The sequence below is a fragment of the Hydrogenophaga sedimenti genome (assembly GCF_051857515.1).
Classification (GTDB): Bacteria; Pseudomonadota; Gammaproteobacteria; order Burkholderiales; family Burkholderiaceae_C; genus Hydrogenophaga.
This window is the reverse complement of record NZ_JBPZHA010000013.1, coordinates 114,503-139,576: the sequence shown is the minus strand read 5'-3', so window position 1 is coordinate 139,576 and position 25,074 is coordinate 114,503. Positions and strand designations below refer to the sequence as shown.

At 62.2% G+C, this 25,074-nt stretch carries 22 protein-coding genes; 14 read left to right on the top strand and 8 right to left on the bottom strand.

The window, feature by feature from the left end; all coding sequences use genetic code 11:
• Nucleotides 1-213: 213 nt before the first annotated feature.
• Nucleotides 214-723, top strand: coding sequence for a hypothetical protein (locus tag ACS5NL_RS19640; RefSeq protein WP_439355667.1), 510 nt, complete (start codon nucleotides 214-216; stop codon nucleotides 721-723).
• A 218-nt stretch (nucleotides 724-941) separates the two neighbouring features.
• Here ACS5NL_RS19640 and ACS5NL_RS19635 read toward each other — a convergent pair whose 3' ends face one another.
• Both ACS5NL_RS19635 and ACS5NL_RS19630 read right to left on the bottom strand, forming a co-directional pair.
• Nucleotides 942-1,406 carry a MerR family transcriptional regulator gene (locus ACS5NL_RS19635; protein ID WP_439355666.1) on the bottom strand — a complete coding sequence of 155 codons (465 nt, stop codon included), beginning with the start codon at nucleotides 1,404-1,406 and terminating at the stop codon, nucleotides 942-944.
• A 13-nt stretch (nucleotides 1,407-1,419) separates the two neighbouring features.
• Nucleotides 1,420-1,680, bottom strand: coding sequence for a hypothetical protein (locus ACS5NL_RS19630; RefSeq protein WP_439355665.1), 261 nt, complete (start codon nucleotides 1,678-1,680; stop codon nucleotides 1,420-1,422).
• A 91-nt stretch (nucleotides 1,681-1,771) separates the two neighbouring features.
• Between ACS5NL_RS19630 and ACS5NL_RS19625 the strand changes: the two genes are divergently transcribed.
• Nucleotides 1,772-2,104, top strand: coding sequence for a YnfA family protein (locus ACS5NL_RS19625; protein WP_439355664.1), 333 nt, complete (start codon nucleotides 1,772-1,774; stop codon nucleotides 2,102-2,104).
• Between the two features lie 172 nt (nucleotides 2,105-2,276).
• Here the strand turns inward: ACS5NL_RS19625 and ACS5NL_RS19620 are convergent, their stop codons facing one another.
• Both ACS5NL_RS19620 and ACS5NL_RS19615 read right to left on the bottom strand, forming a co-directional pair.
• A complete protein-coding gene (locus ACS5NL_RS19620) occupies nucleotides 2,277-3,671 on the bottom strand; it encodes a heavy metal sensor histidine kinase (RefSeq protein ID WP_439355663.1) in 1,395 nt (464 codons plus the stop codon).
• Nucleotides 3,671-4,357, bottom strand: coding sequence for a heavy metal response regulator transcription factor (locus ACS5NL_RS19615; protein WP_439355662.1), 687 nt, complete (start codon nucleotides 4,355-4,357; stop codon nucleotides 3,671-3,673). Before ACS5NL_RS19615 ends, ACS5NL_RS19620 begins: the two co-directional genes overlap by 1 nt.
• A 145-nt stretch (nucleotides 4,358-4,502) precedes the next feature.
• Between ACS5NL_RS19615 and ACS5NL_RS19610 the strand changes: the two genes are divergently transcribed.
• The 12 genes from ACS5NL_RS19610 (at nucleotide 4,503) to ACS5NL_RS19555 (ending at nucleotide 15,580) form a co-directional block, all read left to right on the top strand.
• The gene (locus ACS5NL_RS19610; RefSeq protein WP_439355661.1) at nucleotides 4,503-5,609 is read left to right on the top strand and encodes a TolC family protein; all 1,107 of its coding nucleotides are present in this window, start codon (nucleotides 4,503-4,505) and stop codon (nucleotides 5,607-5,609) included.
• 13 nt (nucleotides 5,610-5,622) lie between these two features.
• The gene (locus ACS5NL_RS19605) at nucleotides 5,623-7,011 is read left to right on the top strand and encodes a multicopper oxidase family protein (RefSeq protein WP_439355660.1); all 1,389 of its coding nucleotides are present in this window, start codon (nucleotides 5,623-5,625) and stop codon (nucleotides 7,009-7,011) included.
• Between the two features lie 58 nt (nucleotides 7,012-7,069).
• A complete protein-coding gene (locus ACS5NL_RS19600; RefSeq protein ID WP_439355659.1) occupies nucleotides 7,070-7,564 on the top strand; it encodes a cupredoxin domain-containing protein in 495 nt (164 codons plus the stop codon).
• Between the two features lie 47 nt (nucleotides 7,565-7,611).
• Complete coding sequence (locus ACS5NL_RS19595; RefSeq protein WP_439355658.1) at nucleotides 7,612-7,950, top strand: copper-binding protein; 339 nt, start codon at nucleotides 7,612-7,614, stop codon at nucleotides 7,948-7,950.
• A 53-nt stretch (nucleotides 7,951-8,003) separates the two neighbouring features.
• Nucleotides 8,004-8,447, top strand: a complete 444-nt coding sequence (locus tag ACS5NL_RS19590; protein WP_439355657.1) for a c-type cytochrome — start codon at nucleotides 8,004-8,006, stop codon at nucleotides 8,445-8,447.
• Between the two features lie 160 nt (nucleotides 8,448-8,607).
• Nucleotides 8,608-9,108 carry a hypothetical protein gene (locus tag ACS5NL_RS19585; protein ID WP_439355656.1) on the top strand — a complete coding sequence of 167 codons (501 nt, stop codon included), beginning with the start codon at nucleotides 8,608-8,610 and terminating at the stop codon, nucleotides 9,106-9,108.
• 57 nt (nucleotides 9,109-9,165) lie between these two features.
• Nucleotides 9,166-10,806: a multicopper oxidase family protein gene (locus tag ACS5NL_RS19580; protein ID WP_439355655.1), complete on the top strand. Its 1,641-nt coding sequence runs from the start codon at nucleotides 9,166-9,168 to the stop codon at nucleotides 10,804-10,806.
• Between the two features lie 20 nt (nucleotides 10,807-10,826).
• Complete coding sequence (locus tag ACS5NL_RS19575; RefSeq protein WP_439355654.1) at nucleotides 10,827-11,075, top strand: DUF2933 domain-containing protein; 249 nt, start codon at nucleotides 10,827-10,829, stop codon at nucleotides 11,073-11,075.
• Between the two features lie 4 nt (nucleotides 11,076-11,079).
• Entirely contained in the window at nucleotides 11,080-13,449 is a 2,370-nt protein-coding gene (locus ACS5NL_RS19570) for a heavy metal translocating P-type ATPase (protein WP_439355653.1), read from the top strand.
• A gap of 49 nt (nucleotides 13,450-13,498) precedes the next feature.
• Nucleotides 13,499-14,545, top strand: a complete 1,047-nt coding sequence (locus ACS5NL_RS19565; protein WP_500684335.1) for a YVTN family beta-propeller repeat protein — start codon at nucleotides 13,499-13,501, stop codon at nucleotides 14,543-14,545.
• Between the two features lie 147 nt (nucleotides 14,546-14,692).
• Nucleotides 14,693-15,193 (top strand): SRPBCC family protein, encoded by a 501-nt coding sequence (locus ACS5NL_RS19560; RefSeq protein WP_439355651.1) that lies wholly within the window; start codon nucleotides 14,693-14,695, stop codon nucleotides 15,191-15,193.
• Nucleotides 15,194-15,334: 141 nt separating this feature from the next.
• Nucleotides 15,335-15,580, top strand: a complete 246-nt coding sequence (locus tag ACS5NL_RS19555) for a DUF2789 domain-containing protein (RefSeq protein ID WP_439355650.1) — start codon at nucleotides 15,335-15,337, stop codon at nucleotides 15,578-15,580.
• 173 nt (nucleotides 15,581-15,753) lie between these two features.
• Here the strand turns inward: ACS5NL_RS19555 and ACS5NL_RS19550 are convergent, their stop codons facing one another.
• From ACS5NL_RS19550 to ACS5NL_RS19535, 4 genes are all read right to left on the bottom strand, one after another.
• The gene (locus tag ACS5NL_RS19550) at nucleotides 15,754-16,086 is read right to left on the bottom strand and encodes a hypothetical protein (protein ID WP_439355649.1); all 333 of its coding nucleotides are present in this window, start codon (nucleotides 16,084-16,086) and stop codon (nucleotides 15,754-15,756) included.
• A gap of 48 nt (nucleotides 16,087-16,134) precedes the next feature.
• Nucleotides 16,135-22,800, bottom strand: a complete 6,666-nt coding sequence (gene proA / locus ACS5NL_RS19545; protein ID WP_439355648.1) for an anti-phage protein ProA — start codon at nucleotides 22,798-22,800, stop codon at nucleotides 16,135-16,137.
• 429 nt (nucleotides 22,801-23,229) lie between these two features.
• The gene (locus ACS5NL_RS19540; protein WP_439355647.1) at nucleotides 23,230-23,421 is read right to left on the bottom strand and encodes a hypothetical protein; all 192 of its coding nucleotides are present in this window, start codon (nucleotides 23,419-23,421) and stop codon (nucleotides 23,230-23,232) included.
• A 355-nt stretch (nucleotides 23,422-23,776) separates the two neighbouring features.
• Nucleotides 23,777-25,057, bottom strand: a complete 1,281-nt coding sequence (locus tag ACS5NL_RS19535; RefSeq protein WP_439355646.1) for an aspartate kinase — start codon at nucleotides 25,055-25,057, stop codon at nucleotides 23,777-23,779.
• Between the last annotated feature and the right edge of the window lie 17 nt (nucleotides 25,058-25,074).

The following is a 25,074-nucleotide window of genomic DNA, read 5'->3' as shown; positions in this document are numbered from 1 at the left end:
CCCGGTGCTCCAGGACCATGCGAACGGCACGCTCGCGCACTTCTGGTGAAAACTGGTTCGACTTCTTGCTCATGGCTCTATCCTCTCAGGGAAAAGAGCCTCCTCAAAACCCGGGGCGGTTCAGTGCCTTTCGGCAATGGGAGTCGCAAACCCCTTCCGAGTGGCGCGCTGCACACGCTGCTGAGTGTCACGCGGGCAACTAAGAGAGTTCCTATGAACCCCACCGAAACCTTTGCACCACTGCAGGCTCTGATTCGTGAATATTTCAAAGGCGAGTACAACGAAATGCTGCTCATCTTCGCGGGCTCAGCTGCGTTGACCTGCATTGCCGTTTGGCTCTGGGTTACGACGCACTCCGGTTTTGCCGTGGGGTTCGGCATCACCGTCTTGGCAACTGCGATGCTGCTGTGTGGAACGGCAACATCGCTGCTTGTACGGGACAAGGGCTTGGTCGAAGAACTGACCTTGAGTATCGGCAAACCTCAACAGAGCCAGGTGTTAGCCAAAGAGCGAGCACGCATAGAGGTTGTGTTATCAAAGTATAGGTATTACCGCTACAGCGCGGCAGTGCTAGCGGCCGTGAGTGTGTTGGGCCTGCTGCTTACAAGCAGAGGCTGGGTGCACGGCGTCGTGGCAGGATTGCTTCTACTGGTGGTCGCGCAGGTCGTCATCGACCACTTTTCGGAGCAAAGGGCCACCCAGTACCTCGCAGCGCTTCCGTGAACTGCGGGGGCTGCCCAAGAGGCCTGCGGAGTCGGTGGTCGCTTCGGAGACGGCTTAAGTTCCGCTTCGGGCCCGTTTTTGACCTTCGAGTTTGCGGAAGGAATGTCAACTACCAGCCTTTACTGATCATAGAGCGCCATTCAGCCAACTTCCCCTTCGGCCAGGAACCGGAGGGCATGACCCGGACGCAAAACCGGTCAACGACAAGGTCCCGGACTTCAGGAGGGACAACAGCTTCCTCCGCGTTCCGGCGCCCGTTGCGCCCTCTCCGCAGAAACCGCCAGGTCTTCCAGGATCGTGCAATCCACCGCCGGCCCGCCAACGCAGGCCGATTCGCAGCTGCAGACGAACGCATTCAGGCTGGCTTCCAGCGCCTTCAGCTCGTCCAGCTTGCGCTGGACTTCCACGAGATGCGTGGCGGCGATGTCGCGCACCTCGGTGCAGGGCCGGTCGGGCTCGTCGACCAGGCCCACCAGTTCGCGCACCTGCTCGATGGAAAAACCGAAGTCGCGGCAGCGGCGGATGAACGCGAGTCGACGGACCGTCCTGTCGTCGAACTGCCGCTGACCGGTCTCGGTGCGACCGGATGGCGGCAGCAGCCCGATCTCTTCGTAGTAGCGGATGGTGGGCGCCGTGCAACCGGTCTGCCGGGCCACGAAACCGATCGAGAGTTTTGCGTTCATGCCGCCATCCTAGTCAACGGCATTCGCCCGGCACGCAATAGTTCCTCCGCTGCCGCCTTCTGCGCCACAAGACGGCGCCCGCCACCACGGCCGCGAGCGCAAACAGCACCCACACCAGCGGCGCGAATTCGTCGGCGCAGGTCAGCAGGGTCGACCCGGCCGCGGCCAGTGAAGCCGAACCGATGGTGAGCGCGGCAGCGCCGCCCAGGAGCGGGACCGCACAGCAGGCAGCGCAGGCCGCACCCACGCCCACCACAGCTTTCCAGGGTTTCATGTCGAATCTCCGACGCATGGGCACAACGCCCACGCCGACACGGTAGGACCTCAAGCGGCTTGAGGGGCAAGTGCCGGCCCACAATGACCGCATGGACCTGCTCAAGACCTTCCTGCTGTTCGTGTGCACGGCGGTGGCTGAAATTGTCGGCTGCTACCTGCCGTATCTCTGGCTCAAACAGGGCAAGCCGGTGTGGCTGCTGGTGCCGGCGGCCTTGAGTCTGGCGCTGTTTGCCTGGCTGCTCACGCTGCACCCGACAGCGGCCGGTCGCGTCTACGCGGCCTACGGAGGCGTGTACATCGGTGTGGCGATGGTCTGGCTGATGCTGGTGGACAAGGTGCGCCCGACACCGACGGACTGGGTCGGCGTGGCGGTCAGCCTCGCGGGAATGATGATCATCGTGCTCGGGCGGCGAACAGACTGAGAAGGCATCGGCAGTGAGATGCGAGATGTTGCGAGAGGCGTGGCTCTGCGAATGGCCGGTGTCCGGTGCCTCGGACGCTCTGGCGCTCGATTGGAATGTCCGTAGCCCACATGGCCAATTGGTGCTCACGTCCTCACCCAAGTTGAATTTGGTGTGCGACGGAATCCTCACCTCAACGAACAGGTGAACGGCGGAATCCGAGGCAGAAGGTGGTCTGCCCTTGAATCGAGGTGACGGAAACCGAACCGCCGTGGGCCGCCATGATGGCCTGGGTGATCGACAGGCCGAGACCTGTGCCGTCTGATTCTGGGTGGCTGCGCGATTTGTCTTCGCGGAAAAAGCGATCAAACAACCGGGGCAAGACCTCAGGCGCAATGGTCATCCCGCTGTTGGTGATGCACAGGCGGGTTTCATCCGGCCGCTCTTCAACGGCAACAGAGATCTCAGCGTCCGTGGGCGAGTGCCGCAATGCGTTCGACAGAAGGTTGCTGATAGCACGTCGGACCATCAAGCGATCTCCCATGACCCGTGCATCCCCGGTGACCTTCAGGCGGATGCGTTTTTCATCCGCCACTGCATCGTAGAAGTCAAACAGATCCAGTACTTCCTGACCAAGCGAAATCGCCTCCGGGCTGGGGAGCTCGATCCCGTTTTCGGTCTTGGCAAGGAACAGCATGTCGGAAACCATGCGTGCCAGGCGCTGGAATTCTTCGGCATTGGAGGCGAGGATGTCCCTGTAGGCTTCGGCATCCCGCTTTTGCGCCAGAGACACCTGGGTCTGGGTCAGCAGGTTGTTGATGGGGGTCCTGAGCTCGTGTGCCAGGTCGCTGGAAAACTCCTGAAGCCGTGCAAAGTCGGCCTGCAAGCGGCCGAGCATATTGTTCAGTCCCTGAGCCAGGTCGGCAAACTCCACCGGCACGGTTTCGACGGGCATGCGCTGACCCAGATTCTGGGCGGTGACCGCCATCGCGCGCTCTTTCATGATTCGCAATGGCTCCAGACCACGGCGTGCGGCCCACCAGCCGAGCAATCCGCTGACCAGCAGAGCGCCCATGAGATAGAGCATCAGCGTCTGGCGCAAAGACTGCATGAAATGGTTGTGGTGCGCGGTGTCCAGCGCGATCTGCAGTTCCAGTGGTTTTCCGTCCGTTGGCAAAACGCTCCATGTCGCGGAGGGGCGGAGATAGGCCTTCAACCCGCGCAGCGTCCGATGGCCTGCAACCCAGTCGAAGGAGCGCTCGTTCGTCCCGACGGATGCCGGCAGGCTGGAAAACACCGATTCATCTTCCCCATAGACCAACTGGTCGCTTTTTCGCAGAACGACGAACAGCCCGTGGTGGCTCTTGAGCAGCTCATCCAACCGAGCGGCCAGCATCTCCGGCGAAGACGACTCACTGACGATGGTCTGCACCAGGTCGGTCTTGTCCCTCAGAAAATCCCGATCGAGTTCGACAAAGTGCCGGCCCACCGTGATGGACACGAGAAGTCCCAGCCCGACCAGGATGCAGGCCGAAACCACGGTGTACAGCGCGGTCAGGCGCGCGGTCAGCGACAGGCGGCCAAGCATCAGTTCGAGTCCTCGGGCGCTTCGAGTACGTAGCCCATGCCGCGGACGGTCTGGATCAGGCGTGGCTCGAAACCATCGTCCACCTTGACCCGCAGACGCCGCATGGCCACTTCAATCACGTTGGTGTCGCTGTCGAAGTTCACGTCCCACACCTGCGAGGCGATCAGGGAGCGTGGCAGTACTTCACCATGCCTGCGCATCAACAACTCCAACAAGCCGAACTCCTTGGCGGTCAGGTCGATGCGCTTGCCCGCCCGGGTGACACGCCGACGCAGGAGGTCAAGCTCCAGATCGGCCACCTTCATGGCCGTGGCCTCAAGTCCCGTGCGACCGCGCCGCAGGATCGTCCGGACCCTGGCCAGCAACTCGGCAAAGGAAAACGGCTTGACCAAGTAGTCGTCGGCCCCCAGCTCCAGGCCCTTGACACGGTCTTCGACCTGATCGCGTGCCGTCAGGAACAGCACGGGCATCTGGCGCCCCTGGCTGCGCAGGTTCTTGAGGACTTGCCACCCATCCATGCCGGGCAACATGACGTCCAGGATCACCAGATCGTGATCCCCTTCAAGCCCATGGTGCAGACCGTCCACGCCGTTGGTGACCAGGTCCACGGTGTATCCCGCCTCGCGCAGGCCTTGCTTCAGATAGTCGCCTGCCTTGGGCTCGTCTTCAACGATCAGAATTTTCACGTGCGTTCTCCTGACCGCCAGTTTGCCTGCGCCGAAAGCTGATCGGATGAAGATGACATTTTTGTAATCAGACAGACAGGAAAGTGTCGAGACGGCGCCACCAGAATCCGACCCGCTTGATCCATATCAACACGGAGCGATCACTGTGACATCTTCATCTTTCAGTCTGGCCAACCACCGCCTGCTGGCCGTGGGCTTGCTGGCTGTCCCGTGGGCGCTGTCTGCGCAGACCCCCGGTCCGGCGCAGGAGGCCGACTGGCGCCGGGCCAATGACGCAGTGGGTCAATTCCATCGTGGCCATGCCGACGTGCTCAAGTGGGAGAAGGCCGACGAGCCTCAGGCAGCCCCATCACCCGCCGCACAAGAAGAGTCCATCCCGACCGCCGAGGCCGCGGTTCGCATGGCATGGCGGGTGCATCGCGATCTGGCCCGGCCACTGGCGCGCCTGGGAACCGAGAACGCGCAGTTGATTGCGGCAGGCCGCTGGACGGAACTCGATCCCAGCCTTCAGCGCCGCGTCGAGGATGCCGGTGAAGTGCTGGAGGTGGCTGCCGCCGGGCGCAAAGCCTGGATCGAAGCCGTGGCAGCCCAACAGGTGTTGAAGCACCAGCGCGACATGCTGGACGCTGCACAGGCTGCTTATGAATTGGGGCAGCGCATGGTGACGGTGGGCAACTGGAGCAAATTGCAACTGTCCCCCGTTCAACTGGCGGCGTCCAACGCACGCATGAACCTGCGGCGAGCACAACAAGCCGCCGCACAGGCCCAAAGCAAACTGGTCAAGACGATGGGGAAAACGGGTTTGCAAGATGGCTTTGCGATTCCGGACCAGCTTCCCGCCATCCCGGCGCAGGCCATGACGGAGTCCGATCTGCAAAAGCGTGTCGACGCGATCCGCAACCAGTTGCCTGGAGCTGAGGGCCTGCGCAGCCGCGCTCTGGCCAGAGGCGCCATGAAGGTGTACTTCGCTGCCCATGCGCTGGCCCAGGACAGCCAAGGCGATGTGCTCAAGACCCGTGAGTTCGTCACCGAAGAAACGGTGCTGCACTACAACGGCATGCTCAAGAGCGTCTGGGACCTGTTGGACGAGGTGCGCAACCAGTCCCAGGCCACCGTGGATGCCATCGGCGCACAGCGCGACTTCTGGATCGCCGAGGCCGATCTTCAGTGGGTCTTGCAGGGTGGAGAGCCCGACAGCTTCGTCTCGCTGGGCGGTGCCGGTGGAGATGCACCGACTGCGGCCGCACATTGAAGGGACACAACACATGACCAACACCAACTCCAGACGACAGTTTTTTGCCGGTGCCGCCGCCTCCGTGGCCGGCCTGGCTGTGGCCCGCTCCGCCCTGGCAGGCTTGCCGGAACCCGTCATCCAGACCTCTGTCGATACCGCCCCACCGCTGATCCCTTCCACCGGCAGACCCTACAACCCTGTGGTCACACTCAACGGCTGGACCCTGCCCTGGCGCATGAACGGCGGCGTCAAGGAGTTCCACCTGGTGGCTGAGCCGGTGGTGCGTGAGGTATCGCCGGGCTTCAAGGTCAACATGTGGGGCTACAACGGCCAGAGCCCGGGCCCCACCATCGAAGTGGTCGAAGGCGACCGCGTGCGCATCTTCGTGACCAACAAGCTGCCCGAGCACACGACCATCCACTGGCACGGCCAGCGACTGCCCAACGGCATGGACGGTGTGGGCGGCCTGACCCAGCGGGCCATCCCCGTGGGCAAGACCTATGTGTACGAATTCGAAGCCCGTCGTCCCGGTACCTTCATGTACCACCCGCATGCCGACGAGATGGTGCAGATGGCCATGGGCATGATGGGGATGTGGGTGACGCACCCGAAAGCCAGACACCCGCACATCAGCGAGGTGGACCGGGATTTCTGTTTCCTGCTCAACGCATTCGACGTGGAGCCCGGCAGCAAGACGCCGAAGGTCAACACCATGACCGACTTCAACATCTGGTGCTGGAACAGCCGGGTGTTCCCGGCCATCGACACGCTGAACGTGCGATTGAACGACCGGGTGCGCATCCGGGTGGGCAACCTCACCATGACCAACCACCCGATCCACCTGCATGGCCACGAATTCCTGGTCACTGGCACCGATGGCGGGCCGACGCCGCCGTCCACCCGTTGGCACGAGGTCACCACCGATGTGGCCGTGGGGCAGATGCGGCAGATCGAGCTGATCGCCGACGAAGAAGGCGACTGGGCCATGCACTGCCACAAGAGCCACCACACCATGAACGCCATGGGCCATGCTGTGCCCACCATGATCGGCGTGGACCATCGCGGCCTGGTCAAGAAGATCCAGAAGGTTGCGCCCGACTACATGCTGATGGGTGAACGCGGCATGGCCGACATGGGCGAGATGCAGATGCCCATTCCCGACAACACCGCCCCCATGATGACCGGCACTGGCCAGTTCGGCCCGCTGGAGATGGGCGGCATGTTCACGGTCTTCAAGGTCCGCAAGGACCAGAAACCGGGTGACTACAAGGACCCGGGTCCGTACAAGTTCCCCGAAGGCACCGTGGCCTACGAGTGGAACGGCGCGCTCCCGCCAGCGCCGCGCCCGACAGTCGGCGGCGACGCGGCGCCAGCCGCAGCCAAGGCGATCAAGCCGACGGCCCATGGCATGACGCACTGATCCGACGGCACCCACCAGAGATTCTTCCAACCGTTCCCCCCACCTCGAAAGACACCCCATGAGCATCACCCGTTCCTTCTCAGTCCTGCGCTCTGCGCTGATTTTTTCCGGCGTTCTCCTGGCCACTGCGGCGGCTACTGCGGGTGGCAACCATGCCGGCGGTCACCACGACGAATCGCCGATCGGCAAGCCGGGCGTGGTGGCAAAGGTCACGCGCACGATCCAGGTCGACATGATCAATGGCATGCGCTTCAAACCCTCGGACATCCGGGTCAAGCAAGGTGAAACCATTCGCTTCGTTCTGAAGAACACCGACAGCGTCAAACATGAGTTCAGCCTGGGCACCCCGCAGGAGTTGGCGGAGCACTACGAGGTGATGAAGAAATTCCCCGACATGGAGCACGACGAACCCAACAAACTTTCGCTCGCGCCTGGAAAACAAGGTGAGGTGATCTGGCAGTTCACCAAAGCAGGCACCGTGGATTTCGCCTGTCTGCACGTCGGTCACTTCGATGCCGGCATGAAGGGGCAGGTCAAGGTGGCCTCCAAGTGAGCAAAGGACTGGGGCACAACATGCATTGCAATGCTCAAGGCATCACGATGAAGCTGCGACCGATCTTCAACGCCACCGCACTGACCGCCGCTGCGCTGCTGAACCTGCCGGTGTTCGCCCAGGTGAACATGGACCACGACAAGACGGGCATGGCGGCGGCACCCGGCATGACCGAAGGCGAGGTTCGCAAGATCGACAAGGACGCAGGAAAAATCACCATCAAGCACGGCGAAATCAAGCACATGGAGATGCCCGGCATGACCATGGTCTTTGTGGCCAAGGACAAGTCCTTGCTGGACAAGACCAGCGTGGGTGCCAAGATCCTGTTCATGGCCACGAATGAGAATGGCCAGATCACGGTGACCGACATCCAGCCTGCAAAGTGATTCTGCGATCCCGGGTTTTTTGTTTCGCTACGGCTGTCCTTGCATTGGCAGGGATGGCCGCCGCCTACTGGAAGTTGTTGCCCGGTCCATTCGGGGCGAGCGCGCCGGGGATGCTTCGCCAAGATGACCCGGTGGTGCTCCAGCGTGGAGCGCAGATCTATCAGGCGCGTTGTGCCAGTTGCCACGGGGTGAACCTCGAAGGACAGGCCAACTGGAGAGAAAGAGGCCCAGACGGGCGTTTGCCAGCGCCGCCCCACGACGAAACGGGTCACACCTGGCACCACCCCGACGATGTGCTGATCCGGCTCACCAAAGAAGGCGTCGCAAAGGCCGCGGGTCTGCCGGACTACGTCACCAACATGCCCGCCTTCGGCGATTCGCTCAGCGACGCAGACATCGTCGCCGTGCTGTCCTGGATCAAGTCCCGGTGGTCGACCGAGATCCGGTCCCTGAACGACGAGGTCAACCGGCAGGCAAGCCAGCGCCAGCCGCGCTGAAGCTGACTTTTTTGTCATCTTCGGGTCATCTTGGTGACCCCGGCCGGTTTCTACAGTGACGGCATGGTGTGAGGGTGCAGATACCCACGACACGGTGGCCGATCACCTCCATGCCTGCCCTGGCAATCCCGCCAGCGGCCAGTCATGAAAGGAAATTGACATGTCCAAGTGGATCCCGACCCTTCTGGCGGTGGCCGTCACCAGCATGGCGTTTGCGGCTTCGGCGCAGCAGGCCGCCGAGCACACACAACATCACCCGTCCACACCGGAGGCCACGACCACCACGCCACCGGTCACGCCTCAGGCCGACATGCCCAGGGGCAAGCCTTCCATGCCGCAGATGCAGGAGCAGATGCAAAAGCACATGGCCACCATGCAGGCACTTCGCGCCAAGATGGCGGCGGCCAAAACGCCAGCCGAACGGGAAGCCCTGATGGCCGCGCACATGAAGGCGATGCAGGAAGGCATGGACATGATGAAAAACATGAAGTCCATGGGGGGCATGTCTGGAATGCCGGGGGCGGGCACGCCTGGCGCCGCCACGCCGGACCTGACCCAGCGCCATCAAATGATGGAGATGCGCATGGACATGATGCAGAACATGATGGAAATGATGATGCAGCGCATGCCGCAGTCCCCCGCCAGTACCGGTGCCCAGTGACCGCGTCCACGTTCTGAGGCAGCGCCAGTTTTCGTTTTCAGTTCAGGAGATTTTGTGATGTCGATGTATTCGCGGCGGCAGTTTCTGAGCGGCGTGGGTGCTCTGGGTGCCGCGACCGCCTGCCCGGGCATCTGGGCGGCCACCGTTGCCCAGTCAGGCCTGTCCTCAGAACAGATCCTTCGCCTTGAGGTGCAGGCGGCGGGCTTCTCCAACCCCTTGCGACTCCCGGGAAGCAGCGGTCTCTTTGGCGTTCTGCCTGCGACAGACTTCAAGGAAGTCCATGTGGTCCGCAGCGAGATCGAAGTGCTACCGGGGCAGCGCACCCCCATCCTGGCCTACGCCGTGGAATCGGGTGGCAAGAAGTTCCTCAACCCAGCGCTTCTAGCCCGCCGTGGTGACGAGATGCGGGTGAAGCTGATCAATCACATCGATCAACCGACGGTCATTCACTGGCATGGCCTGGGTGTCGACTCTCGCAACGACGGCAATGGCCTCAACGTCGTGGCGCCGGGCCAGAGCATGGACTACGCGTTCGTCTTGCAGGACCGGTCGTCGATGTACTGGTACCACCCCCACGCCCACGGATACATCCCTCAGCAGGCCTATCACGGCCTGGCCAGCCTGCTGTTTGTCGAAGACGATGATGAAGCCGCCCTGCGCAAGGAGTTGGCGCTGGCGCTGGGCGAATCCGAAATCCCGCTGGTGCTCCAGGACAAGGAGTTCGATGCGCAAGGGCGCCTCCAGTACGCGCCCAGTGCCGCCCAGTCTTTCGGTGGCTGGGTGGGCAGCCGGCTGATGGTCAACCTGACCGAGCGTCCACACCTGAAGGCTGGGCGTCGCATCGTGCGTTTTCGCATCCTCAATGGCAGCAACGCGCGCAGCTACCGGCTCGCGTTCCTGCAGGACGGCAAGGCGCTGGGCTTCTACCTGGCGGGCACGGACGGTGGCCTGCTCGCGCAGCCCTTGCGCATCGATCAGACCTTTCTCTCCCCGGGCCAGCGGCTGGATGTGCTGGTGGATTTCCGGGAAGCCAACCCCACCCGCCCGGTGACCCTGGCGTCCTTGCCCTTCGATCCGATGCACCAGGAAGGTGGTCACGACATGGCCACGATGGATCACAGCCAGCATGGGGGGTCACACACCACGGCCCCGGCCACAGCGATGGTCATGGAAGGCGATGCGCTGGCGCTGATGCGGATCGACCTGACGCCGTCCAGCACGCTGTACGACCGCCGTCTGCCTGCACGCCTGTCCAGCCTCACCGCCCCGGCTGAACCGGCGGGCGCCGCGCGGCGCATGCAACTGGGCCACGATGGCAAGGGCCACTGGACGATCAACGGCGGGGTGTTCGACCACGCGGCGGTCCCATTGACCGTCCAGCGCGGTGCGCGCGAAACCTGGCTGATCGAGAACGCCGAACGCAGCATGCCGCACCCCATGCACCTGCATGGGTTCTCGTTCCGGGTGCTCGAACGCCTGGGCAGTCCCGCGCCGGTTCGCTCCCTGGCCGGTGCACGCGGCCTGCTGCCTCAGGACCAGGGGGTGGTCGACACCCTGCAGGTGTGGCCCGGTGAGTCCGTGCGGATCGCCATCGACTTTTCGCATGCGCACCAAGGCGATCAGGACTACGTCTTTCACTGTCACACGCTGGAACATGCCGAGGCGGGAATGATGATGCGATACGCGGTCAAAGCCTGACCAACAGAGCACCAGACACCATGAACCACGATGACAACGAGCCCCATGTGCCTTCCTTCTGGCGGCGCCCAGCCGGCATGACGCTGGCGACGGCCGCCCTGATCGCCGGGTTCTATCTGCTGCGCGAGCACTGGGGCCATGTCCTGGGGTTCTGGCCCTACCTGCTGTTGCTGGCGTGCCCGCTGATGCACCTGATGCATGGACACGGTCATGGAGGACATGGTCGGCACCCGCAGACACCCGGTCGCCCCCAGGACCACAAGCCGTAGGCCCATGGACATGGGCACACACCAACACCACAGCAGCGGCACCCCGCCGACCGTGCCCCCCTCGCCCACCGATCTCCAGGACCCGGTGTGCGGCATGAAGGTCACGGCGCAGTCGGCACACACGCTGAACCACGCGGGGCGACCCTACTACTTCTGCAGTGCCAAGTGCCAGGTCAAGTTCGCGGCGAACCCGCAGCAATACCTGGTATCCGCAGCGCCGGCAGACTCAGCGCCAGCGCCAGCGCCAGCGCCAGCGCCAGCGCCAGCTGCCGCCGGCACCGTCTACACCTGCCCGATGCACCCGGAGATTCGCCAGGACCATCCGGGCACCTGTCCCAAGTGCGGCATGACGCTGGAGCCCTTGCTGCCGGAACTCGAAGACGACGACAACCCGGAGTTGCGCGATTTCCAGCGCCGCTTCTGGTGGACGCTGCCGCTGACCGCCGGGGTCTTTGTGCTCGCCATGTTTGGCCACCGCCTCCAGTGGATGGACATGTCCGTGCAGAGCTGGGTCGAGCTGGTCTTGTCCATTCCCATCGTGCTGTGGGCCGGCTGGCCGTTTTTCTCGCGTGGCTGGCAATCGGTGGTGAACCGCAGTCCCAACATGTGGACCTTGATCGGGCTGGGCACGGGGGCCGCCTTTGTCTACAGCGTGGTCGCGACGGTCACGCCCCAGGTGTTCCCGGACTCGTTCATCTCCATGGGCCGCGTCGCCGTGTACTTCGAGGCCGCCGCCGTGATCATTTCGCTCACGCTGCTGGGCCAGGTGCTCGAACTCAAGGCCCGGTCGCAGACCTCGGCGGCCATCAAGTCGCTGCTGGGGTTGGCTCCCAAGACGGCCCGCCGCATCCGCGCCGACGGTACCGAAGAGGACGTGCCGCTGACCCATGTGCATGTGGGTGACGTACTGCGCGTGCGCCCCGGCGAAAAAGTTCCGGTGGATGGCGAGGTGACCGAAGGCGGCAGTTCGGTCGATGAGTCCATGCTCACGGGCGAGCCCATGCCGGTCGCCAAACGGGTGGGCGACAAGGTGATCGGCGCCACGCTCAACACCAGCGGCGCGCTGGTGATGCGCAGTGAGCGCGTGGGCGCGTCCACCATGTTGTCGCAGATCGTGCAGATGGTGGCCCAGGCACAGCGCTCCCGTGCGCCGATGCAGCGCATGGCCGATGTGGTGGCGGGCTACTTCGTCGTCACGGTGGTGGGCATGGCCTTGCTGACTTTCTTCGGCTGGGGCCTGTTCGGCCCCGAGCCGCGCTGGGTGTTCGGCCTGATCAACGCGGTGTCGGTGCTGATCATTGCCTGTCCCTGCGCCCTCGGTCTGGCCACACCCATGTCCATCATGGTCGCGACCGGTCGGGGAGCCACGCACGGCGTGTTGTTCCGGGACGCCGCGGCGATCGAGAACATGCGCAAGATCGACACCCTCATCATCGACAAAACCGGCACCTTGACCGAGGGCCGGCCGAGTTTCGAGCGCGCCATTCCGGCGCCCGGATATGACGCCGACGAGATGCTGCGCCTGGCCGCCAGCCTGGACCAGGGCAGCGAGCACCCGCTGGCCGAAACCATCGTGCGCGCCGCCCGTGAACGCGGCATGGCACTGGACAAGCCCGAGAACTTCGAATCCGGTTCGGGCATCGGCGTGCGCGGCCAGGTGGCCGGGCGCCAGCTGGCGCTGGGCAACACCACGCTGATGGAGCAGATCGGTGTCTCCGTCGCGGCGCTGGTGCCGCAGGCCGAGGCCTTGCGTGCAGAAGGTGCCAGCGTGATGCACCTGGCGGTGGATGGCCAGCTGATGGGCCTGCTGGCGGTGTCCGATCCGGTCAAGGCCAGCACGCCGGAGGCCTTGGCGACCCTCAAGGCATCGGGACTGCGCATCGTGATGGCGACCGGTGACGGCCTGACCACGGCCCAGGCTGTGGCCGCCCGCCTGGGCATCGACGAGGTGCATGGTGAGGTCAAGCCGGCCGACAAGCTGCTGCTGGTCGAGCGCTTGCAGAAAGAAGGCCGCGTGGTGGCCATGGCCGGCGACGGCATCAACGATGCGCCGGCACTGGCCAAGGCCGATGTGGGCGTGGCCATGGGGACCGGGACCGACGTGGCGATGAACAGCGCGCAGGTGACCCTGGTCAAGGGCGATCTGCGCGGGATTGCGATCGCGCGGGCGCTGTCGGAAGCGACCGTGGGCAACATGAAACAGAACCTGGTGTTTGCCTTTTTGTACAACGCGCTGGGCATCCCGGTGGCGGCCGGCGTGCTGTACCCGTTGACGGGCTGGCTGCTGTCGCCCTTGATTGCTGCGCTGGCCATGAGCCTGAGCTCGGTGTCGGTGATCGGCAATGCGCTGCGGCTGCGGCACGGCAAAACGTGACGCAGCAGTTCACCGGATTCCGTCTGACGCTTCTCAACCTGGATGGCTCGTGATGACAAGAAAGAACAACTGGCTTTTGACCGCCGTGCAGACCGGCCTGCTGGTCTGGTCTGGCGCAGCGCTGGCCGCCGACAAGGTCTACGTGGCCAACGAGGGGGCTGACACGGTCAGCGTGCTGGATGCCACATCGTTCGAATCGCTGGCGACCGTGCGCGTCGGCAGGATGCCGCACAACGTGCAGGTTTCGCCCGATGGCAAATTCGTCTGGGTGACCAACAACGGCGAGCCCGGTCCGACGGCCGGTGCCTCCGCACACCAGGGCATGGCACACGGCGCCCACGAGGCGATGGCTCAGCCCGGGGCGGTCTGGCTCATCGACACCAGCACACACGCAGTCGTTGCTCAGGTGCCGGTGGGCATGCACCCGGCCCATGTGGTGGTGTCGCCCGATGGTCGAATGGCCTACGTCACAAACGGCGGTGACGACACGGTCAGTGTGGTCGACACCTCGGCGCGCCGCACTGTGGCGACCATCGCGGTCGGCCAGTTTCCCCATGGCCTTCGAGTCAGCCCGAATGGCCAGGAGATCTATGTCGCCAATCTCAAGGGCGGCACGGTGTCGGTCATTGACACCGCCAGCCAAAAGGCGGTGGCACAGATAGCGGTGGGCAAGGGGCCAGCCCAGACGGGCTTCACGCCAGACGGTCGCCTGGCCTTTGTCTCGCTGTCTCAGGAAAACGCAGTTGCCGTGATCGACACCGTCACGCGCCAGGTGATCCGCAAGGTCGCTGTCGGAACGGTACCGATCCAGCTGTACGCCACACCGGACTCGCGCACGTTGCTGGTGGCCAACCAGGGCACGCGAAGCAAGCCAGGCAAGGCCGTCAGCCTGATCGACCTGCAGAGCTTCAAGGTCGTCAAGACCATCTTGACCGGTGCCGGAGCCCATGGCGTGGTCGTTGATCGCGACGGTCGGTTTGCCTATGTGACGAACACCTACGCCCAGTCGGTTGCCGTGCTGGACTTGAAGGACCTCAGGCTCACGAAGACCGTTCCCGTGGGCAAGGCCCCCAACGGCATCAGCATCACGCCTTGACACATGAGCGGGCGATCCGCCGTCTGCATCCATTCAACGCGCCGCACACAAGCAACTCAAACCCACCTGGGCATTGGCACACATGACGATCCTGGATGTCTGCCTTCAAGGCATCACGCTGCAGCCCGATGCGCCGGACCCTTCGCGATGGGCACTTACCCATTCCACCGCGAGGTGAGCGCCACTCTGGCCGCTCGCCCGGAGGTGGTGTTCCGGCTTCTGGACGATCCTGTCCGGCTGGCCGCGCACATGGGCCAGCGCTCCGCCATGATGGCCGGGGGCACGATGCGCACTGAAACGGACGAGCTCCGTGGCAAGGCAGTGGGTTCGGTCATCCGCATGACGGGCCGCATTCTCGGCATGTCCCTGTGGCTGGACGAAGCTGTTGTCGAGCGCACACCCCAGCACCGAAAGACTTGGGAGACTCTCGGCGAGCCGAGACTGCTGGTGATCGGCGGCTACCGCATGGGTTTCGACTTGGTCCCAAGCGGTCGCGGGACCCACCTGAGGGTCTGGATCGACTACAAGCTCCCGCCAGCGGGAGGGCCGCGGTTACTTGGCTGGCTCTTTGGTCGCTTCTATGCCGGCTGGTGCGTGCGCAAGATGCTGCAGGCGGCTGCGCAGGCCGTCGACGGCGTGGCCCGTTGAACGGGGAAAGTCCGTGTTTCTGGTTGCCCCTGGCCACGATGACGTGTGGAATGCTTGTGTTGCTACTGGGGTGGTGCTGTCGTGAGGTAGCCTATGGCCACATCACCATTTGATGGTGTTTGAATAGCAGGAATCACAGCCATGGAACATTCATTTCATCGTTTCTCTGAACTGTTTTCCCAGTTGGGCCTGCGCACAGACGCCGCAGGCATCGGGGCGTTCCTGACGGAGCACTCACCATTGCCGGAAGACGTGCTGCTGGAAGACGCCTCCTTCTGGACACCGGCTCAGGCGGCGCTGTTGCGCGAGGAGTTGCTGGAGGATGCGGACTGGGCCGAAGTGATCGATCAATTGAACGTCGCCCTGCGTACCCAAAAAACTCGGTAGAGATTCCGATATTCAATCGCCCTGGTCGTGCGATCGGCATGTGTGGCCAAGCAATCAGGCCGGCATCTACCTTCCGATGTCTGTGGATTCGCAACAATCACTTCCAGTGGTGCAACTTAGTTCATGGTTCTCGAAAGAGCTTCCTGACTCAGTGAGCTACAAGTCGTTCTTGGCTATGACTGACTCATCAGTGACCTTGCTTGCTCAGAGGTGATGACAGTCCCCCAGTCTACGCCGCGCAGCAGATCTCTCGCTGGATAGTCGACAAATTTCCCGTGCCCGACGCTCCAGACTTCAATCGGATTGCCACGAGATGGGCCTCTGAACAACGCACCTTCGTTCTCGATGAATACCCAGTGCAACTCCTTCTGTCGCTCGACAAGACGATCTCTAAACTCCTGCGGTGCGGCAGCGATCAGCGCCTCGATTTGCCCGTCAGGAGGCTCCTTGCCTCCGTCATAGCCGTCAAATAAGTGGTGTAAGTGTTCAGGAATGCTGTGAGGCATACGCGCTTTCAGTCGTGAGCGATGGCATCAACTCGTCGCCACCACACTTCATTTAGATTCGCGCCCTATCAGGAGAGCGTGTTCCAGGCGACCACGGCTCGCCTCGCGAAGTCTTTGCAAACCCAGCTCGCGAGCCATGGCGATCAAAGATTCTTGCTCGGAGAGCCCTCGGCGCAATACCCATCGAGCGAGCGATAGGAGCTCCGCTGTGCAAATTTCTTCTACGCCGCGGGCGCTGTCATCGTCTGTTGGCCAACGGAAAGATATTTCCGCACATGGCTCAAGCTCACGAGGCCAATAGAAGGTCCCGCCGGGTTCCTCGGTCGCTTTGAACAGCTGATGCGCGATGTTCTCGATTCGTTCTTGAATCCGGCTACCCGTTCGTTGGAATCCATGAACCCGCGCAATGCGTCGTGCCAGAACCGCATCCAATACCGGTCCCTCATGTATCACAACCCACTCGACCATCTGCCTCAACACCTTGTCGTAGCTAGGCTCGTAGAACATGTCAGCTGAGATGGCGCCGGCAGGCACCGCATCGCTGGGTTGCGATGCCTGAAAACGTCGATCTGATCGGGCTTCAGAGGCATTGTTCTCGACTACTGGTGAAGGCGATGCCGCACGTGCATAGACCGCCTCTGTCTGCGCTTCGGGGTCCACAGAGGCGTCGATGGTGGGCGGTTGAAGGCCCAATGCCGCTCGTGCAATGGCTGCATCGGCCTCGTTGATCACATCAAGGCTGGGCTCTACACTTGAATCACCCGGCTCGGGGACCGCCTCGTCGGGTGATTCCGCGGCTTCTTTGGCCTGTCGTTCCCGATCTTTTTCAAGCAACTCGGTCAATGTCGCATGTACGCGTTCCAGCGTGCCACCCGGGTTCACCCACCAGTCGGTGGACCAGATGCGAACGATCTCCCAGCCCAGGCCGCGCAGCACCTGTTCGCGCAGTTTGTCCCGGTCACGAGCGGTAGCAGAGCGATGGTAGGTCGCACCGTCGCACTCCACCCCCGCCAGATACCGACCCGCAAAATCCGGGTGCACCACGCCCAAGTCCACGCGGAACGACGAAGCGCCGATCTGGGTGTGCACCTGCCAACCTTTTCGCCCCAGTGCCGTGGCCACGCCGGCTTCGAATGGGCTCTCAAAGTCGCCCTGACTGCCATGGTGCGCTTCTGCCAGCGCGCGGGGACCGAGTTCTGCAAACTCAAGGAAGTGCTTCAGATCGCGTACACCGTTCGCTTTGGTGCGAGACAGGTCCATCTGTTCGCCCCGGAGGCTGGAGAACACCCGCAGTTCGTGTCGTGCGCGCGTCACTGCCACATTCAGGCGTCGCTCGCCGCCGTCGCGGTTCAGTGGGCCGAAGTTCATTGACACGGTACCGGCCATGTCCGGCCCGTAGGTGATCGAAAAGTACATGATGTCGCGCTCGTCGCCCTGCACACTCTCCAGGTTCTTAACGAACACCGGTTCGAGCTCCATTTCGGAAAAGTAGGGTTCCAAGCCGGGGTCTTTGCGGCGTTCATCGTCCAGCAAGTCTTCGATCAGTCCCTGCTGTTCAGAGTTGAATGTCACCACACCAATGGTCAGACCGGACTCCCGGAAGCCCGGGCGCTTGAGTCGGCTCACCAGATCAGCTACCAGAGCCTGCGCCTCTGGTTGATTGATGCGGGCACCGCCTTTTTCATAGCGCCCCTTAACCAAGTGAAAGCTGACAGCACGGTCGTCGGTGACAGGCGACGGAAACGTGACCAATCCACCTCCGTAATAGCGGTGGTTGCTGAAGGCGATCAAGCTTTCGTGGCGGGAGCGATAGTGCCAAGACAGGTTGCGCGTGGGCAGGCTGGCACCCAGGCACTCGTCGAGGATGCTCTCCAGATCGCCTTCCACGACATCGTCGTCCCCGTCGGCGCCTTCGTTGCGGCCAAAGAAATTGGTGGGCGGCAATTGCTTGGGGTCCCCGACCATCACCACCTGCTTGCCACGGGCCATGGCGCCGATGGCGTCCCACACCGGGATTTGCGAGGCCTCGTCGAACACCACCAAGTCGAAATTGCTGGCTTCGGCCGAGAGGTACTGCGCGATCGACAGAGGGCTCATCAGCAAACATGGGGTCAGCCGTAACACCACCGATGGAATCTCTTGCAGCAGTTGGCGCAGCGGCTTGTGCTGTTTCTTCTTGGTGATCTCGTGGCGCAGGATGCCCCACTCGCTGTTGCGTTGAATGCTGTCGGTCGCCGGCAGGTTGGCGCACAGCTTGGCGCGAATCCACTCTCGGGACACCTTGGTGAACTCGTCGTCCAAGGCGCGGAACTCCTGAATGCGAAGCTCGTGCTCAGCGGAGACAAATCGCTTGAGAACCTCGTCTTCGTCCACGGCTTCGGCCAGCCACCAGCGGGCGTAGTTCACTTCGAATGCAGTGGGCACCTGCGCTGGGGTCACGTCACCCACCTCGATAGCGCCCACCAGTGACGGGAGTCCTGCATTGCGTGCATCGACCTGAACGTGGCGCCAGGCGCACCATGCGTGCAGGCCGTGGTGATTTACCTCTAGTTGCACCGCCGTCTCAGCCAGCTCTTCGGGCACAAGGTCTGCGAACGCGCGGCGGACGGTATCTGGTTGCGCGGCGTAGTTGCAAAACTGGTCTGTCGCACTGTTGAGGTCTGTCAGTGTCGCCATGGCCCCGTGGCAGGCTTGCCCAATCACGCCTAAGTCACCCAGTTCAGAGCGACGCGTTGCCAGCACCTGATGCAAGCTGCGACGCGCCCCGGCAGCGGCAGCGGGTTCCAGTCCAAGGCCAGACAAGCCAGCCTTAAGCGAGGCATGGAACTTCAGTGCTCGTTCAATTCCGTCGCTGTCGGTATCCAATGCATTCCAGACCCCAGGGCACTCGGTCGCGAGACCAGTCATCGAAAGCAGCCGTGCTTCCACTGCACCGCGTCTCTGCAACCACTCATGCTGTTGCTGTAGGGCTGGACCGCATCGCCCTTCGGCCACCTCCTGATGCGGTGCCTGCAACATGCCTCTTTGAAGCAAGATCAATCGCTCGCGTTCAAATGCGAGCGCTGAACGAAGAACTGCGGAATCGGTGTTGTGCCCTTGCCAAAGTCCATGGCTGCTTTCTGAGAGCGATGCACACTCAGTCAAGCGATGGTCCAGGTCCAACAACGTTTTCAGCCGTTGAACCTCCCGTGTCCAGCGCTCGCCACAGTAGCCCTCCAATGCAGCGTCCAGCCCCTCCAGTCCAAAGGGCTTTTGCATGCGTGCTGCATGCAGAGCTGTGTTGGTTTTCAAGGCGCTGCGGGCGTGATCAACCCGGGTCTTGACTCCAGCCCATAAGCCTTCAGCAGCAGCACCCGGGTTCAGTTGTTGGACTTCTTCACGTAGGCCTTTGATGCGCACGAGCGCAGACAGATCATCGGCAACACGTGGTTCACCGGTGCCGTCGATGACTCCTTCCAGCACGCTGCGCACTTTTCGCTTGCCCAGCCAAGACATCGGCCAGAGCGCCTTTTCGGCCTTGGCCCAATCGCGCTGCAGCTGCGACACATTGAGCTGTCCCACACCTGATCCGTACTTCACGGAAAGACCAGCGCGCAATTGGCTCATTTCCTCGAGCAACTGCACCCCGCGTTCGATCTCATCGCTGACGGCAGGTGGCCAGGGCGTTCCGAGTTCCGCGTGCAGATTTCGGTACTTGTCGAGCAAGTCGAGCGCATGGGACAAGCGATTCTGCAGCTCTGCCTGCCACGGAGCGGACATCTTCGACGAGATTTCCTGGTGTTGGCCGAGCAGATCATTGCCAGCTTTCAAGGCGGCGCAGATGGTCTCACTGTCCGGCAGCGCGCAGAAGCTCCAATCTTGAGACGATGCCTGAGGCAAGGCTTTGGCAAGTACACCGAGCGCCGACCGGGTTTGACGGTGCAGCGCAGGCCATTCCATACCAATTAGTTGCCCCAAGGATTGCACTGCGGCCTGGAAGGCTCGACTGATAGTTTGCAGCGTCTGTGCAGACCTGACCATTTCCTGTTGCCACTTGGCAGACCATTCTGTGACATGCACAGGCACCAGGGGGCCGGTCAACAATTGATCATGGTTAACTGCCGCTGCGTTGGCCTGCAACCTGCCAGCGAGATTGCGCAGTTCGGTCAGAGCAGCTTCGTCGTGCGCCCGGGGAGAGGTCCAACTGAATCGCAGGTCTGGCAACTCATGGCCTCCGACGACACACCCGATGGCTTTGAAGATCGTCCAACCGTTGCTGTGGCGGTGGTGAAGGCGCTCAACATAGGTAGACAGTTGCTCACGCACTTGACCCAGTTGCCGGGCCTTGGCTTCCCAGGTGGCAGCATCCACTTCACCTTTGGATTCCCAGGATTTCTGGAGCTGGCTCAACACGTCGAGCTTGCGACTCTTGTTTGAATGCAATTCGAGGCAGAACTCCCCCAGTCCCACTTCGCGCAGGCGGCGGAAGACGACATCCAGCGCAGCGATCTTTTCAGCCACGAAAAGTACACGCTTGTTTTCAGCCAGGCACTGCGCGATCAAGTTGGCAATGGTCTGGCTCTTACCCGTGCCAGGCGGACCGATCAACACAAAGTCCTTGCCTCTGGCGGCAGCCATGACGGCAGACAGCTGAGACGAGTCTGCGGGGAGTGGGCTGAATACCTGCTGCGGTGGGTAGTCAGTGTCCAGCCTCCGGGTCTCCGGGAAGGGCGTTGTGGATGGATAGGGTTCGCGCGGCGAGTCGATCAGGTGCGCCACCACTGGCGACTTGCGCAAATCGTCGGTGCGATCAGACAAGTCCTTCCACATCAGGTACTTGGCAAACGAGAACATCGACAGCACGACGTCTTCGCTGACTTCCCAGCCCCGGATATCTTTGATGGCGCTGCGAACGCGCTTCCAGATACCTGCTATGTCCAGACCGGACTCATCACGCGGCAGGTCGCCTGCGGCAATGCCCAACTCCAACTGGAAGTCCTGCCGAAGCATCTCGACCAGCGTCGGATTGAACAGCGCCTCATCTTCATGTTCTTGCAGCGTGAAGCCCGACCGGGCGCTTTTGCGGTTCAGCGTGACAGGCAGCAGGATCAAGGGCGCTTTGACCCGAGAGTCAGGCTTGTCAGGACGGGTCCAGACCAGGAACCCGAGCGCGATGAAAAGTGTGTTGGAGCCACCTTCCTGCATCGCATTACGGGCGCCTCGATACAACTCAACCAGGCGTCCTTCCAGTTCTTGATCTTCCAGCCGGATGAAGACCTCACGGCGCTTCAGGGCGTCTTTTGCATGCGCTTTGCGAAGGTCTTCAAGGCTTCTTGCTTCGTGCAGTTGTTGGCTACGGGGATCTTGGCCCTGCATCAATGCTGGGCTTTGCAGCAGCTTGATGGTTTGCCCTTCTGCCAGGGTATCTTCCAGTTCTGGTGCTGCCACGTCGAGCAACAGCGCCTTCTTGCCCTGCTTGAAGTTCAGCAGTGTGTTTCGTAGCGACAGATCAAGCAGTTTTCGTTGCCACCGGGCCAGTCTGTCTTTGGGATCGAGTTCAGATGTCGGCGTATCGGTGATGGCCTCGTCGGGGAGGTCCGGGGCATCTTCAATACCGATCGTTCCCTCTGGTTCCGCCTCAACTGGCATAGCCTCTGCGACAGCGTACGCCTGAGCCAGCGGCTTGATCCGCGACATGCGCGCACGCTTTACGTCGATGACCAGTTCAAACTTGTCTTCTTCCTCCTCAGACAACTGACGGTTTGCGTTGGCAATGGCCTGGCTGAAACTCACAGCTTGTCCCTGAGCCGCGAGGGTTGTTTCGAAGACCAACATCTCCTGCAGCTTCAAGCGCTTTCTCACCGCTGTGATGTCATCGACCACGGAGGTAGAAAACTCTTCGTCCCGAAGCCACACACCGACAAATGCGTGACCACGGGTGAACACCAGCAAGGGGTTGAGGTGAGCCTGCTCCAGGCAGGCTGCAAACAGCAGGGCAAGATCAAGGCATGTGGCCAGGCCGCCGTCGAGCACCTGTGAAGGACTGCGAACCTTCTGCCCCGTGTGTTCAAAACTGGCTGGCGGTAGTGCGTAGTTGAGCTTGCGCTGAAGCACTGCGGCCCAGATTCCCGACGCCAGTTCCCATGCCCGTTTCGAGCCATGGGTGTAGCCGTCGATCGACCCGGACTTTCCTCCCGCCTGCAATGCCAAGGCGGCACCTTTGAGCAACCGGTCGATTGCCTGGTCGTTCGGCTGTACAAACGCCGCAACCATTTCTGGCAAATGACCGATGCCGCCCCATTGATTCCGAGCGAGAAGTTCTACGGAGGAATCGTGCCTTGCAAGAACTTCATCTGATTGCTTGCGACTGCGCAATTCGAAATGCAGCGAAGCTGATTCAGCTTCCGTCAAACGAGAAAGGAGGGCCCCATCCAGCTGCACATCGAGATCACGAAGGTGATAGCTCTCGCCCGCGCCCACCGATTCCACGTTCCATACGCGTGGCTTTACGAAGGGCGGCTCGGAAATCAGTTGAACGGTCAACTCGTTGATCGGAGACGAGGTCTCATTGACGATCACCAGTTCGTGCAAAGCAGGTACCGCGTTCTGGAACGCTGCGAGGTTCAGCTTCTTCGCAGCACTGATCTGCAATCGAACTGTGGGCGGTGGCACCTCTGCAACAACAGAATTTTCAGGCGTACCTGCCTCTGCCGATTGACCTGACTCCCTTGTCATGCACGTTCTCCTTTTCAGCCATATTGTGGCGCGGAAAGAATGTTGTAACAAATCTTGACGGACTTGTGGCTTGAACGGTACCTAGGGCAGTCGAGAAACGCGACTGAAGCTCCGGGGCCGCTTTCAAGGCGAGACAGGTTCGCTGCGGACTGCGTCCACCGCCAGTAAGACAAGGCTCCCACGCAAGTGGGGGCCTTTTGTCTTTCTGAGACTGGTGCGGGTATACCGGCGTTTCGTTTGGCTCGTCCGCTGTTCTTCACATGCCGTCGAACCGCTACTGACGCGCGTGCCCCATCTGCAAGCTGGCTCCAACGCATCCACATGCAAAAACCAATACAGGGAGCCAAGACCCGAATCGGAGCGGCCCAATATTCCGCTGGGTCAAGGAGCGAGAGGGCTGATCCACGGGAGCCGCGGACGCGGGCCTACTCAGTGGGCGGCCGTGCGCTCGATCTCTGTGCTGGCACGCCATTGATCGACGGTGTTGAACTCCAGCTTGCACCCCACACACCGGTAAGTCCCGCTGGGCATCATGGCGCCACTGGCGTCGCGCGCGATGACTGGTTTGTAGGCCGTGGCACCGCATCGGCGGCAGGCATTTGCAGGGTGTTTGCTTTCCATGGGGCATTGTGCCGCCAGCCACTGACTTTATTGGTCTAAAGGGCAATGGGTGCTGCATCGATCATGAACAGACACCCAGCCTGACGACCAATCTGCAACGTCGGCCGTGTGCCCCATGAAGACGATGGCCGCGTCCGGGTGGTCTCACACCCCGCAGCACTGCGGGGTGATGTTCACGGGTTGTGCGATGCGGTGCACCGCCCTTCCGTGAACCGCAACCACAGGACCAAGAAGGTGGTTGGACATCCGGCCGACATGGGCCGGGAGACTCAGGTGCTGCTATTGGTGCCGAAGGAGCAATTGACGGGCTTGGTCACCCACCAGAACGCCGACCGGGCCGATAGGCACCCCGGCATCACTTGTTGATGCTGTCCGCCGTCTGGTCCAGATCGAACTCGCGGTGCAGCGCGCGCACGGCCAGCTCCATGTACTTCTCGTCGATCACGACCGAGGTCTTGATTTCGGAGGTGGAGATCATCTGGATGTTGATGCCTTCGTCGCTCAGGCACTTGAACATGCGGCTGGCCACACCCACGTGGCTGCGCATGCCGATGCCGACGATGGACACCTTGCAGATGCGGTTGTCACCCACCACGTCGGCCGCACCCAGTGCCGGCAAAACCTTGCCCTTGAGCAGGTCCAGCGTCTTCTGGAAGTCGTTGCGGTGCACGGTGAACGAGAAGTCGGTCTTGCCGTCCTTGGAGAGGTTCTGGATGATCACATCCACTTCCACGTTGGCCTCGGCCACCGCGCCCAGGATCTGGTACGCAATGCCCGGCTTGTCGGGCACGCCCAGGACGGACACCTTGGCTTCGTCGCGGTTGAAGGCAATGCCGGAAACAACGGCTCGTTCCATATCTTCGTCTTCCTCAAAAGTGATCAGGGTGCCAGAGCTGGCTTCTTCGTTCAGGTCGATGTCCCAGGGCGTGAAGCTGGACAGCACGCGCAGCGGCACCTTGTACTTGCCGGCGAATTCCACCGAGCGGATCTGCAGCACCTTGGAGCCCATGCTGGCCATTTCCAGCATCTCTTCAAAGCTCACGCGCTCCAGGCGGCGGGCCTCGGGCACCACACGCGGGTCGGTCGTGTAAACGCCGTCCACATCGGTATAGATCAGGCACTCGGCCGCCTTCATCGCGGCCGCCACGGCCACGGCCGAGGTGTCGCTGCCACCACGGCCCAGCGTGGTGATGTTGCCGGCCGGGTCCACCCCCTGGAAGCCGGTCACGATCACCACCTTGCCGGCAGCCAGATCGGCACGCACGCGGACGTCGTCGATCGACTCGATGCGGGCCTTGGTGTAGGCGTCATTGGTCTTGATCGGCACCTGCCAGCCAGCGTAGCTGACGGCGTCGATGCCTTCGGCCTGCAGCGCGATCGCCAGCAGGGCCGACGAGGCCTGTTCGCCGGTGGAGGCCAGCATGTCCAGCTCGCGGCCGTAGGCCTGGCCCTGGGTGGCGGGCTGCAGTTCCTTGGCCAGGGCCAGCAGGCGGTTGGTCTCACCGCTCATGGCGCTGGGGACCACCACCATCTGGTGGCCGGCCTTGTGCCACTTGGCCACGCGCCGGGCCACATTGCGGATGCGCTCGGTCGACCCCATGGAGGTGCCGCCGTACTTGTGAACAATCAATGCCATCGCAGAAGAATGGTTGG

Bases quoted from the DNA above. Each gene is read 5' to 3' on its own strand.
- ACS5NL_RS19560 (WP_439355651.1), top strand. From the start codon at position 14,693: ATGGGCACTTACCCATTCCACCGCGAGGTGAGCGCCACTCTGGCCGCT.
- ACS5NL_RS19605 (WP_439355660.1), top strand. From the start codon at position 5,623: ATGACCAACACCAACTCCAGACGACAGTTTTTTGCCGGTGCCGCCGCC.
- proA (WP_439355648.1), bottom strand. From the start codon at position 22,800: ATGACAAGGGAGTCAGGTCAATCGGCAGAGGCAGGTACGCCTGAAAAT.
- ACS5NL_RS19535 (WP_439355646.1), bottom strand. From the start codon at position 25,057: ATGGCATTGATTGTTCACAAGTACGGCGGCACCTCCATGGGGTCGACC.
- ACS5NL_RS19590 (WP_439355657.1), top strand. From the start codon at position 8,004: ATGGCCGCCGCCTACTGGAAGTTGTTGCCCGGTCCATTCGGGGCGAGC.
- ACS5NL_RS19625 (WP_439355664.1), top strand. From the start codon at position 1,772: ATGGACCTGCTCAAGACCTTCCTGCTGTTCGTGTGCACGGCGGTGGCT.
- ACS5NL_RS19570 (WP_439355653.1), top strand. From the start codon at position 11,080: ATGGACATGGGCACACACCAACACCACAGCAGCGGCACCCCGCCGACC.
- ACS5NL_RS19555 (WP_439355650.1), top strand. From the start codon at position 15,335: ATGGAACATTCATTTCATCGTTTCTCTGAACTGTTTTCCCAGTTGGGC.
- ACS5NL_RS19635 (WP_439355666.1), bottom strand. From the start codon at position 1,406: ATGAACGCAAAACTCTCGATCGGTTTCGTGGCCCGGCAGACCGGTTGC.
- ACS5NL_RS19575 (WP_439355654.1), top strand. From the start codon at position 10,827: ATGAACCACGATGACAACGAGCCCCATGTGCCTTCCTTCTGGCGGCGC.
- ACS5NL_RS19595 (WP_439355658.1), top strand. From the start codon at position 7,612: ATGAAGCTGCGACCGATCTTCAACGCCACCGCACTGACCGCCGCTGCG.
- ACS5NL_RS19550 (WP_439355649.1), bottom strand. From the start codon at position 16,086: ATGCCTCACAGCATTCCTGAACACTTACACCACTTATTTGACGGCTAT.
- ACS5NL_RS19600 (WP_439355659.1), top strand. From the start codon at position 7,070: ATGAGCATCACCCGTTCCTTCTCAGTCCTGCGCTCTGCGCTGATTTTT.
- ACS5NL_RS19620 (WP_439355663.1), bottom strand. From the start codon at position 3,671: ATGCTTGGCCGCCTGTCGCTGACCGCGCGCCTGACCGCGCTGTACACC.
- ACS5NL_RS19580 (WP_439355655.1), top strand. From the start codon at position 9,166: ATGTCGATGTATTCGCGGCGGCAGTTTCTGAGCGGCGTGGGTGCTCTG.
- ACS5NL_RS19640 (WP_439355667.1), top strand. From the start codon at position 214: ATGAACCCCACCGAAACCTTTGCACCACTGCAGGCTCTGATTCGTGAA.
- ACS5NL_RS19585 (WP_439355656.1), top strand. From the start codon at position 8,608: ATGTCCAAGTGGATCCCGACCCTTCTGGCGGTGGCCGTCACCAGCATG.
- ACS5NL_RS19540 (WP_439355647.1), bottom strand. From the start codon at position 23,421: ATGGAAAGCAAACACCCTGCAAATGCCTGCCGCCGATGCGGTGCCACG.
- ACS5NL_RS19630 (WP_439355665.1), bottom strand. From the start codon at position 1,680: ATGAAACCCTGGAAAGCTGTGGTGGGCGTGGGTGCGGCCTGCGCTGCC.